Source organism: Lysobacter sp. H21R4 (genome assembly GCF_015277535.1).
GTDB lineage: Bacteria > Pseudomonadota > Gammaproteobacteria > Xanthomonadales > Xanthomonadaceae > Novilysobacter > Novilysobacter ciconiae.
The window spans coordinates 1202044-1213280 of the sequence record NZ_CP063772.1 but is presented as its reverse complement, the minus strand read 5'-3'; the positions used below and the strand labels follow the sequence as shown (position 1 = coordinate 1213280).

At 58.6% G+C, this 11237-nt stretch carries 8 protein-coding genes and 1 pseudogene; 4 read left to right on the top strand and 5 right to left on the bottom strand.

Translation table 11 applies throughout. The annotated features are described in order from the left end of the window. The first annotated feature begins 34 nt into the window (after window positions 1–34). Both INQ40_RS05595 and INQ40_RS05590 read left to right on the top strand, forming a co-directional pair. Complete coding sequence (locus INQ40_RS05595) at window positions 35–493, top strand: hypothetical protein (protein WP_194342174.1); 459 nt, start codon at window positions 35–37, stop codon at window positions 491–493. Next, the gene (locus tag INQ40_RS05590; RefSeq protein WP_194342173.1) at window positions 474–926 is read left to right on the top strand and encodes a nuclease-related domain-containing protein; all 453 of its coding nucleotides are present in this window, start codon (window positions 474–476) and stop codon (window positions 924–926) included. The genes INQ40_RS05595 and INQ40_RS05590 overlap by 20 nt, the downstream gene beginning before the upstream one ends. A 66-nt stretch (window positions 927–992) precedes the next feature. Here INQ40_RS05590 and INQ40_RS05585 read toward each other — a convergent pair whose 3' ends face one another. Continuing rightward, on the bottom strand, window positions 993–2105 hold the full coding sequence (locus tag INQ40_RS05585) for a hypothetical protein (protein WP_194342172.1): 1113 nt from the start codon (window positions 2103–2105) through the stop codon (window positions 993–995). Between the two features lie 629 nt (window positions 2106–2734). Next, window positions 2735–3016: pseudogene (locus INQ40_RS13175) on the bottom strand (DUF1153 domain-containing protein). Window positions 3017–3106: 90 nt separating this feature from the next. Between INQ40_RS13175 and INQ40_RS05575 the strand changes: the two are divergent. After that, window positions 3107–3895, top strand: a complete 789-nt coding sequence (locus INQ40_RS05575; protein ID WP_194342171.1) for an HNH endonuclease signature motif containing protein — start codon at window positions 3107–3109, stop codon at window positions 3893–3895. 191 nt (window positions 3896–4086) lie between these two features. Here INQ40_RS05575 and INQ40_RS05570 read toward each other — a convergent pair whose 3' ends face one another. The 3 genes from INQ40_RS05570 to INQ40_RS05560 form a co-directional block, all read right to left on the bottom strand. After that, the gene (locus tag INQ40_RS05570) at window positions 4087–4770 is read right to left on the bottom strand and encodes a RelA/SpoT domain-containing protein (RefSeq protein WP_194342170.1); all 684 of its coding nucleotides are present in this window, start codon (window positions 4768–4770) and stop codon (window positions 4087–4089) included. Window position 4771: 1 nt separating this feature from the next. Beyond that, entirely contained in the window at window positions 4772–5893 is a 1122-nt protein-coding gene (locus INQ40_RS05565) for a ParA family protein (protein ID WP_194342169.1), read from the bottom strand. A gap of 243 nt (window positions 5894–6136) precedes the next feature. After that, on the bottom strand, window positions 6137–9805 hold the full coding sequence (locus INQ40_RS05560; RefSeq protein WP_194342168.1) for a methylmalonyl-CoA mutase family protein: 3669 nt from the start codon (window positions 9803–9805) through the stop codon (window positions 6137–6139). A 274-nt stretch (window positions 9806–10079) separates the two neighbouring features. Between INQ40_RS05560 and INQ40_RS05555 the strand changes: the two genes are divergently transcribed. Beyond that, on the top strand, window positions 10080–11177 hold the full coding sequence (locus INQ40_RS05555; RefSeq protein WP_193986925.1) for a Glu/Leu/Phe/Val dehydrogenase: 1098 nt from the start codon (window positions 10080–10082) through the stop codon (window positions 11175–11177). The last annotated feature ends 60 nt before the right edge of the window (window positions 11178–11237 follow it).

Below are 11237 nucleotides of genomic sequence, written 5' to 3'. Positions count from 1 at the left end.
ACTCCCTCCCCGCGTGTTTCAGGAGAACTAACTAGTGGCATGGTCGAAATTCCTCGGGTACGTCCCATTCTTTTTGTCGGCCTTCCTCGGCTTAAGCCTCGCAATTGGCTATCGCGTGCTCAAAAAGCGGCGGGAGCGAAGATCCCCGCTGGCCGCACGACAGATCGGCCACGTTCCGGGACAGCAACTGGTTGATCGCATATCCGCTCATGAAACAGAGATGATCACCTCGATCATGATCACCTACATGGCGCTGCCACTCATGTTCATGGGCTGGTCGGGCAGCCATATCCAATGGCACACCTTGCGGTGGGGATTCCTGGAATGGATGTATACGATCGCTGCCGCGGGAATGTTCGCCTACGGACTGTGGGGGTACGCCAAGCACCTACATAAGCGTGACCGGGCTCGCGACGGCCTTCTTGCAGAACGGCATGCAACTCAACCGACTAACCGGGAGGGGGTGCATTGTCATGCACGATCTTCCCGCTGAGAACTTCAACATCGATCACGTGGTCATTGCGCCACGCGGGATCTACGCGGTAGAGACCAAGTCGTTCCGCAAGCCGAGCAATCCGGCGTCCGAGCGTACGGACCACCAGGTTCACTATGACGGCGAATCGCTCCAATTTCCGGATTTCTCTACAAGCAAACCGCTAGGTCAGGCGCAACAGCAAGCAAAGTGGCTTCAGCGTTACCTTCGCGAAGCGCTTGGCAGGGAGGTAACGGTGACGCCCGCCGTCGCCCTGCCTGGGTGGTTTGTCACCAGTCACGACGACGTGTGGCGATCCGCGCCAGTGAAAGTTTTCAGCCCAATGGGTGACGGTGCCAATTTCATGGCCGTAGACCTGCCTCGCCTGGACGCCACCACACGCCAACTCATCGCCACAGCACTGGCGCAACGGTTTCCTCTATCGCTGGACTGAAATGAACCGCTTGAACGGCAGGTGAAGTCCGGCGCGGAAGCCCTACGCAACCTGGACAGATTGCCTTCAATCGACGATCGCCGCCAGAAGCTCCGTCGCCTTCGGGATCCACTCTGCAGCGGGAACCGTGAGCGTAACTTCTTTCTCGCTGTTGATAGCTTGCCGCCAGTTCAGCGACTCCAACCCCGGCTTGATCCGTTCTCTCCATTCGATTGCGGCGGGACTATCATTCAACCAAGACGACTTTATATCCAGCCGTCCGTCTGAGTAGACAGAGATGGGACCACGTGCAGATATCATCGGACGGCGCGGTGTGAAAGACCCTGTCTGAGCACCAGTCCCCCACGTAATGTCGAAATGTCTTTCACACTCAGACAGGAAGGCGGCGATCGCTCGGGCCACTTCCCAATCTGTCCGCTCTTCCAAGTCACGTAGAAAGCTTTCCCGATCCCAGGCACGACGTGCATTCGATCGTGCGGAACCTTCCTTCTGGGCGACTGCGGCGAGCGTACGTCCCAAGATCCTTGGGACATGGGTGCTGTAGCCACCGCCCGTGAAGTAGCGCAACTCGAGCGCGAGCACCTCGGTTGGTGCCATGCGCTCATTCAGGAACTCAACTATTCGCAACAACTCTGCGGGGATCTCGTCGGCCACGAAAAGCAGGCGCATACGTCCAGCCCGCAGGTTCGACTCCGCGCTCTGCCAAAAGGAGTCAGCACGACCATCCTCCTCCAGGAATTCTTCGAGTGACCGTGCCGGATCAGAACCCGCTTTTTCGCAGGTTGCCACAAATGCCTCTTGCAGAAATCCCGCGGTCCAGCGCAATGAGCCATTGGCTGCGTAATCCAGCATCTGACCGACCACCTCACGTCGGAGTCGGGTGTCTGACTTGCGTTTCACCTCCACCAAAGTGACGACAGCATCCTGATCAACGAAGAGGTGATCCAACGACCACCGGCTAGCCTCGGCATCCGGGACACTCGCCTCCTTGGCCACCAGCAACCAGCGCCGCGGATTCTCAGGGTTGACTTGTCGACCGTCGATCAAAGCCGGATGCATCGCGAGTAACTCCTGAAAGTCCGCCTCACACTCGTACCTGGAAGAGGCAAGCTCGATTGCCTGCCGACCGTCCGGCCCGATCAAATAGATACGACTCGATGCGTCTCCAGTCTGACTCATGGATCCTCACTCCTCCTGTACTAGCGCAGTCGTCATTTACATAGGACTCCGCTTAGTGAACGTGGTCCCGTCATCTCATCGGTCAACCGGACCCCGTTCCTGCCGAGCTAAATCAGGATGCCTGAAAGATCTTCCACGCCCTTTATCTGCAGCGTCTTGGGTGTCATCCGAAATATGTGACCGTTTACGTGACTACGAAACTGGGCCAGCAACCCTAGGGCACCGTGAGGGATCTTCGCCGCGTACCTGACGCTCCAGTCGGCGTTCATGACAACTGCAACCAAGAAGTCGAACTGCACAGCGTCAAGGTTCCGAATTACACCGAACTGAACCGGACCCTTGTCGATAGTAAGCCGACGACCCTTGATCTGGTACCTCTTTCGGTCAGGACAAGGTGCATCGAACCCCGGTTCGGAGTTGGCTTCAAGAGTCAGTCCCAGTCGAGTGGCAACCAGCCGTTCCACGTAGTCTGACCGCAGGGAGCGCCTTCGTCGGCCGATAGTGCACCGTGCGCCGCGCCAAGCCGAACCAGCGGCACAGCTTCACCATAGACACCTCGACACCGTCCTCCCGCAGTCCCTGCTGGATCACGACCATCAGGTCTCGTCCTTGCCCACCAGGGACTGGAATTATTTTCGGGCGCGCAACTCCAGCATCGCCTCGCCATAGGCTTTCTGCAGGTCCCTGAGCTGGCGCTCGTACTGCTCGCGCACGTCCTCGGGCTTGGCCCGCAGCGCGTTCTCCATCCCGCGCAGGCCCTCATCGAACCAGCTCTCGATCTCCGACGGCATGAGGTGGAATTGCCGGCTCGCCTCCGACACCGTGACTTTGCCCTAGATGATCTCCAGTACCAGCGCCGACTTCCACCGGGCCGTCCAACGCTTGATCTTGTCTTCCATTACTGCGCTCATTTGTGTCTTCTTGAAAAGGTTACACCTGAGCAGGAAATCACTGGGTCACTACACTTGCTACAATTCAGCGTCCTATCTCGAGGGCATATTTTGGACAGCCAACAGCAGCTCAAATTTGAAAGCGTACTTCTAGAAGCAGTAGATCAGGCGAAGAAATTCGACTATCACCCGAATCGCTTCATAGGGATGATCAAGTCGAAAGGCCCTTTCCAGACTGTCAAAGATATCGTCGCAAGTGGTTCACCTTCAGAAGGGTTCGACAAGCTTGCTCTGTTCAACCGAATTGACCTGACCTGCGAAGCAATCATCGTTGAAACATCCTGGCGTGCGTTTTTCGATGACGATCTTCTAGACATTGCCGAACGCCGGTTAGCAGCCTATGGCTACGCGTGGAAACGGCACTCCGACGGAACGCCGCCGATAGATGTGCCTGAGAGTGGCTCGAGCGCTGTGACCGATGTCGATAGTTTCTATCCGCCGAGCGATGACCATCGTGAGCGCGATCTAAGGACCACATATCACCGTCCTCACCAACCTGCGTTTCGTGAGGCACTGATCCGCGCTTACGGCCCACAATGCTGCATAACAGGATCTAGTGTTGTAGAGGCCCTCGAGGCTGCTCATATAAGCGCCTACCGAGGCGAACGGTCAAATCACCTGCAGAACGGCTTGCTCCTGCGAGCAGATCTCCACAACCTATTTGATCGATTCATGTTTAGCGTTCATCCCGAGTCGCTTCTGGTAAAACTATCTGCGCGCCTTCTTTACGAGCCGAGCTATCAAAAACTCGAAGGGAAAAAGCTCCTCACTGAGTCTTCGGCGATCAGACCTTCGCGCAGAGCGCTCGAAGCACATTGGGATGAGTTTGAACAGGGATAAAACGGACTAAATGCCCAAACAAAAAAAAGTTGCTTAAAACATTCTTCACTGGACTTGCTGTTACGCAACTGTCATCTTCGCAGGAATGTCGTGGCAGCTTAGTTCCCATCAACCTCTCCCAACCCGTAAACCAGAGGATACTAAGCATTCGTAGCCCTTCACTCTGCAACTCGGTCACCAAACCGTAACCATTATTCCTGACCGCGCTCATGCACCTTGAAAATTGAGTCCGCAAGGCGCGACCCAGTAGAAACAAGCTTAGAGAGGACTCGCAACTGCTCTAAGCTGGCAAAGTTCGTGGTCTTCACAGGATAGTTAATTGAGTGATCAATTTCACCCCAAGCCTCTTCGAAAAGCGTTCTAACCTGAACTTCACACACAATATCCGTTTCCTCATCGTTCGCGGGCGATAGCAGATAATGAACACTCGTGTAGTAGGAAGACTTAAGCTCTGTGCGGATACTAAACCTTTTGAAGTAATCCTTCGACTCGGGATCCCAGGTGTAGGCCACGGGCTTCTCAACAAGCTTCCAAACTCTTCTCCTAACTTTCCGCTTAATGAATTCATGTATTTTTTCAAACTGATCTTGATAAAGGTGCAGCACTCTAAGTCCTGCAAGGTCAGTTATTTCGGAGAAGAGGTTATCGTTATTCACAAGCCGGCCACCATCGATCTTCCTCTCAATCTTCTTCCGAAGATTCGCCTCATCCTTCAATCTCTTCTTCAACGAATGGACTATCGTTGGCACTCCAGTATTAAGAGCCACATCGGACGAGAACTCGGACTCTACACTACCAAGAAATAGCTCGAAGAGCCTTTTCTTCTGCCCATAGAGAGCGACTAAACTCTCGACATCCCATGTCGTCAAAGCCATGTCAACTCTCCAAAAGATCAATTCGCTGGATCAGTGATTGGGCAAAAATACTATAGCTCTCACGAGTCGCGAGTATGTCCTTTTTCTGACCATTCACTGTATTCCTATGCTCTGGATCTAACTTCTTAATGGTTGGTATGTTCCAAATAGGAACTCTGTAGTGTTGCGCGATAGCCGGGAATGTGTTGTGACTATGCATCACCGACTCGCCACCAATAGGCTCGGCCAATAGGTTGTCAGGAACGCTTCTACGTACGCTCTCACTTATTTCGCTCTGAATGATTACAGGAATCTGCAGCGCGTACTTTAGGTGAGCCTGAGCCAAATTCCATTTTGAGTCAGTTTTTGTGAACTTTTTCGCGTTGTATATCGTATAGCCGAGAAATTGAACGAAATGCTCAGGGAAAAGCTTTCTTTTTTCGGATGAAATTAGTTTATATATTATATCAAACTCTTCATGCCATTTTTTTAAGCTTGCCCCGATATTTCTTATGCCATAGAGCGAAAACATATCCGGTGCGGCCGGCACAAAAAAGCCATCTACAGTAGAGATTATGACCTTATTCAGTACACCGAGACTAGGCGAAGTATCCACGATAACGTAATCGTATTTATACTTCTTTGAATACTCCTCAGAAATTTTCCTTATCCGTGTAACAGTGCGTATTGCAAGTGAGTCGCCACGATATGCATCGCTCCAGCGTGACGAAACTTTTTCTTCAAATTCATGCAAGGAAAGTCGGCCCGGAATTATGTGTAGATTTGGGCTTATTTTATGCGGCGGTGATAGTTTTTCATGCTCACTAACACCATCGATAGTTGGTTGGAGGAGAAAGTGAAGGGACCTGACCGAGGACTGCAATCCGTCTACGCACACTCGCCCGCGCTTCCTTCCGTAATCTTCCAGCCCCATAGTGACGCACTCGTCTTCCTCCTCCCAAATAGCATGTATTTTTTCTACATCAACCGAGTAGATTGTCAGATTGCATTGTGGATCCGCATCAAGCAGTAGGACCTTATTACCCGCCTCCGCAAGAGCATGCGCCAGGTGGTAAGTTAACGTCGTCTTACCGACTCCTCCCTTATTGTTAAATACAGAAATAATTTTTACCTTCCCTTTCATGTCGCCTCCAAATCATTTATTTCCGTAAAAGCCAAGTCATATTCAGCAGGCACAGCGTAGATATAGCCTAGAATGGAACCAGAGAAGTCTCGTCCCGTCTTATTGTCGAATGAGCTCCAAATAGTTCGAACCACGTTTTGGAGAAACCATCCAGAAGATGGTTTGTGCGACGCAAATATGGCCGGCCAGTCCCCGCACCGAGAGCTTTCACCCGCCCCTAAGAATGGTATCCAGAATAGCGAGTCACATATTCCTTCGATATTCCCCACCCACGTCATACAACGCGTGCGAGATCTGCCCGAGCGAGTGCGTCTTCACCGCTTCAATCAGCGCCTCAAACACATTCTTCCGCTCGCGCGCGGTCTTCTGCAGGTACCCCAGTCCGTGTCCGTCGTGCGCTTCTTCCCCAGCGCCGTCGGTCCCCACTTCGTGACCGTGCGATGTTTCGCCGCGCGGCGCCAGCTGGTTGCGGTTTTGCTGCCAGTTGCGGACGTTCTCGATCTGCTGGCCCTTCTCTTCCGGGGTTGAGCGGATCAGCTCGATCTCGGTGGTGACTTCGCCGGCGTGCTCCTTGGGCAGGAAGGTGTTGACGCCGACCAGCGGCAGGCTGCCGTCGTGTTTCTTGCGCTCGTAATACATCGACTCTTCCTGGATCTTGCCGCGCTGGTACATGGTGTCCATCGCGCCGAGCACGCCGCCGCGCTCGCTGATCGCCTCGAACTCCTTGTAGACGGCTTCCTCGACCATGTCGGTGAGGTAGTCCACGGCAAAGCTGCCCTGCCAGGGGTTCTCGTTGAAATTGATCCCCAGCTCCTTGTTGATGATCATTTGGATCGCGACCGCGCGGCGCACGCTTTCCTCGGTTGGGGTGGTAATGGCTTCGTCGTAGGCGTTGGTGTGCAGGCTGTTGCAGTTGTCGAACAGGGCGTACATGGCCTGCAGCGTGGTGCGGATGTCGTTGAACTGGATCTCCTGCGCGTGCAGGGACCGGCCGCTGGTCTGGATGTGGTACTTCATCATCTGGCTGCGGCTGGACGCACCGTAGCGCTCGCGCATGGCACGCGCCCAGATGCGGCGGGCAACGCGGCCGATAACGGTGTACTCCGGGTCCATGCCGTTGCTGAAGAAGAACGACAGGTTGGGCGCGAAGTCGTCGATGTCCATGCCGCGCGCCAGGTAGTACTCGACGATGGTGAAACCGTTGCTCAGGGTGAAGGCGAGCTGGCTGATCGGGTTCGCCCCGGCCTCGGCGATGTGATAACCGCTGATCGAGACCGAGTAGAAATTGCGCACGCCGTGGTCGACAAAGTACTGCTGGATGTCGCCCATCATCCGCAGCGCGAACTCGGTGCTGAAGATGCAGGTGTTCTGGGCCTGGTCCTCCTTGAGGATGTCGGCCTGCACGGTGCCGCGCACGGTCTTGAGGGTGTACTCCTTGATGCGCTGGTAGGTCGCCGCGTCCACCACCTGGTCGCCGCTGACGCCCAGCAGGCCCAGGCCGAGGCCATCGTTGCTCTCGGGCAGCTCGCCGCTGTACTGCGGGCGCGGGGCGTCCTTGAACATCGCGTCGATCTTCGCGCTGGCCTCCGCCCAGCGGGCGTCGTCCTCGCGCAGGTACTTCTCCACCTGCTGGTCGATGGCGCAATTCATGAACATCGCAAGGATCATCGGCGCGGGGCCGTTGATGGTCATCGACACGCTGGTGGTCGGCGCGCACAGGTCGAAGCCGGAGTACAGCTTCTTCATGTCATCCAGCGAGGCGATGTTGACGCCGGAGTTGCCAATCTTGCCGAAGATGTCCGGGCGTGGCGCCGGGTCCTCGCCGTACAGGGTGACCGAGTCGAACGCGGTGGACAGGCGGGCGGCGGGCTGGCCGACGGACAGGTAATGGAAGCGCCGGTTGGTGCGCTCCGGCGTGCCCTCGCCGGCGAACATGCGGATCGGGTCCTCGCCGGTGCGGCGGTACGGGTACACGCCGCCGGTGTAGGGGTAATGGCCGGGCAGGTTCTCCTTCTGCAGGAAGGTCAGCAGCTCGCCCCACGATTTGTAGGTCGGCGCCGCGATCTTCGGCACCAGCTGGTGGCTGAGCGACTCGCGGTAGTTCTCGACCCGGATCTTCTTGCCGCGCACTTCGTATTCGGTGATCTCGTCGGTGATCGACTTCAGCCGCTCCGGCCACTGGCGCAGCAGCTTGACCGCGTCGGCGGTCAGCGACTGGATCGCGTCGTTGTAGCGCTGGCGCAGGGTCAGCAGGGTGCGGTCGGGGGCATGCGCGTCGTCGGCTACGGCCGGGACTTCGTTTTCCGGCGGCACGGGCACGGCGGGCGACGGGCTGGCGACTTCGACGCTGCCCTGCCCGGCCTGGCTGCCACCGGGCGCGATCGCCGCGGAGCCGTACAGGTCCAGCGCCTCGGGCAGGGCGTCATCGCCGAGCTCCTTCAGCGCGAGCCACATGGCCTGCGCGCGGTCGGCGATCTCGGCCTGGGTCTCGATCTGGCGGTTGATGCTGCGGCCCTGCTCGGCGATCTCGGCCAGGTAGCGCACGCGCGGGCCCGGGATCAACACCGTGGCGCGTGGCTCCTTCAGGCTGGTGTCGATGTCGGGCTTGAAGTCGCAGTGGGCGGGCGCGACCTCATGACTGGCCTCCGCCCCACCCTTCTCCAGCACGTGCTCGCGCATCAGCCGGCACAGGTTGGCGAACATCCAGCTGATGCCCGGATCATTGAACTGGCTGGCGATGGTCGGGTAGACCGGCACGTCCTCGTCCTTGGTCTGGAACGCGACGCGGTTGCGCTTCCACTGCTTGCGGATGTCGCGCAGCGCGTCCTCGGCGCCACGCTTGTCGTACTTGTTCAGCACGACGAGTTCGGCGAAGTCGAGCATGTCGATCTTCTCCAGCTGGCTGGGTGCACCGAAATCGCTGGTCATGACGTACATCGGGAAGTCGACCAGGTCGACGATCTCCGAATCGCTCTGGCCAATGCCGGCGGTCTCCACGATCACCAGGTCGTAGCCCAGCCCCTTCAGGAAGCCGATGCTGTCCTTGAGCACGAGGTTGGTCGCGGCGTGCTGGCGGCGGGTCGCCATCGAGCGCATGTACACGCGTTTGGAGCGCAGCGAGTTCATGCGGATTCGGTCGCCTAGCAGCGCGCCACCGGTGCGGCGGCGGGTCGGGTCGACCGAGATCACCGCCAGGCGCATCTCCGGGAAGTGGGACAGGAAGCGGTTCAGCAATTCATCGGTGACCGAGGACTTGCCCGCCCCGCCGGTGCCGGTGATGCCGATGACCGGCGTGCGGCTGCCGGCCAGCTGCCACTGCTTGCGCAGCGACTCCAGCGCGTGCTCGTCGAACTGGTCTTCCTCGATTGCGGTCAGCATCTTGCCGATGGCGATCTCGTCGGTGATCGACGGCGCGGATTCGGGCGCGTCGGCGCCCACGCGGGCGTCCTCGGCACGCTTCACCACGTCCTCGATCATCTCCACCAGGCCCATCTTCATGCCGTCGTTGGGGTGGTAGATGCGCTCCACGCCGTAGGCTTCCAGCTCGCGGATCTCCTCTGGCGTGATGGTGCCGCCGCCGCCGGCAAAGACCTTGATGTGCGCCGCGCCACGCTCCTTGAGCATGTCGACCATGTACTTGAGGTACTCCACGTGGCCGCCCTGGTAGGACGACAGCGCGATGGCGTCGGCATCCTCCTGCAGCGCCGCGCGCACCACGTCCTCCACCGAGCGGTTGTGGCCCAGGTGGATGACCTCCGCGCCCAGCGACTGGATCAGCCGGCGCATGATGTTGATCGCCGCGTCGTGGCCGTCAAACAGGCTGGCGGCGGTGACGAAACGCAACGGCGTGCGGGCGGTGGCCGAATTGGTGGCGGTGGCGGGCTGGGAAAGCTGGCTGGCAGGAGTACTCATGACGCTCGATCCGTGCGGGCAAAGGGGTTTGGCGTGATTGTAGCGTGCCGCCCCTGGGCCACCCCGCCGGGGTTTGGGCACGCCGGAGGACGCCAACTTCCTGAATGCGCGAATGCCGCAGCGCAGCAATAGACGCCGCCGCGATTCGATTAGACTAGCGCCCCTGCGACCGGGAAACACTCGGCCTGCATTGGCGAATCCACGCGGATTCAATGACTTACACGAATCTTGGCGCCAGCGCACCCGCGCAATCACCGCCGACCCGGAGCTCTTGATGATTTTTGAAACCCTCGACACCAGCGGCCACGAGCAGGTGGTGTTTTGCCACAACAAGGATGCCGGCCTGAAGGCGATCATCGCCATCCACAACACCACCCTGGGGCCCGCGCTCGGCGGTACCCGCATGTGGCCCTACAAGTCCGAGGCCGAGGCGCTCAATGACGTCCTGCGCCTGAGCCGCGGCATGACCTACAAGAACGCGGTCGCCGGCCTGAACCTGGGCGGCGGCAAGGCCGTGATCATCGGCAACCCGGCCACCGACAAGTCGGAAATGCTGTTCCGCGCGTTCGGCCACTTCGTGGAGACCCTGGGCGGCCGCTACATCACCGCAGAGGACGTCGGCATCGACGTCAACGACATGGAGTTCGTGTTCCGCGAGACCGAGTACGTCACCGGCGTGCACCAGGTCCACGGCGGTTCGGGCGACCCGTCGCCGTTTACCGCCTACGGCACCCTGCAGGGCCTGATGGCGTCGCTGAACAAGCGCTTCGGCGATGAGGAAGTCGGCAAGTACAGCTACGCCGTGCAGGGCCTGGGCCACGTCGGCATGGAGTTCGTGAAGCTGCTCAAGGAGCGCGGCGCGAAGATCTTCGTCACCGACATCAACCAGGGCCTGGTCGAGAAGGCCGTGACCGAATACGGCGCCGAGGCCGTGGGCCTGGACGAGATCTACGACGTCCCCGCCGACGTCTACTCGCCGTGCGCGCTGGGCGGCACCATCAACGAAGAGACCCTGCAGCGCCTGAAGGCCAAGGTCATCTGCGGCTCGGCCAACAACCAGCTGGCCAACGACGCGATGGGCGATGAGGTGCAGAAGCGCGGCATCCTCTACGCGCCGGACTACGCGGTCAACGCCGGCGGCGTGATGAACGTCTCGCTGGAGATCGACGGCTACAACCGCGAGCGCGCGATGCGCATGATGCGGACGATCTACCACAACCTGACCCGCATCTTCGAGATCGCCGACCGCGACGGCATCCCGACCTACAAGGCCGCCGACCGCCTGGGCGAGGAGCGCATCGCCTCGATCGGCAAGCTGAAGCTGCCGATGGGCCGCGGCACCCCGCGCTTCAAGGGTCGCGTCCGCAGCTGATCGGCCGCGGGCGGTAATGCAACAACGCGACGGGGCCGAGTGCCCCGTCGTGCTTTCAAT

Coding starts and splice junctions, on each gene's coding strand:
- INQ40_RS05590 (WP_194342173.1), top strand. CDS start 474: ATGCACGATCTTCCCGCTGAGAACTTCAACATCGATCACGTGGTCATT.
- INQ40_RS05585 (WP_194342172.1), bottom strand. CDS start 2,105: ATGAGTCAGACTGGAGACGCATCGAGTCGTATCTATTTGATCGGGCCG.
- INQ40_RS05570 (WP_194342170.1), bottom strand. CDS start 4,770: ATGGCTTTGACGACATGGGATGTCGAGAGTTTAGTCGCTCTCTATGGG.
- INQ40_RS05565 (WP_194342169.1), bottom strand. CDS start 5,893: ATGAAAGGGAAGGTAAAAATTATTTCTGTATTTAACAATAAGGGAGGA.
- INQ40_RS05560 (WP_194342168.1), bottom strand. CDS start 9,805: ATGAGTACTCCTGCCAGCCAGCTTTCCCAGCCCGCCACCGCCACCAAT.
- INQ40_RS05555 (WP_193986925.1), top strand. CDS start 10,080: ATGATTTTTGAAACCCTCGACACCAGCGGCCACGAGCAGGTGGTGTTT.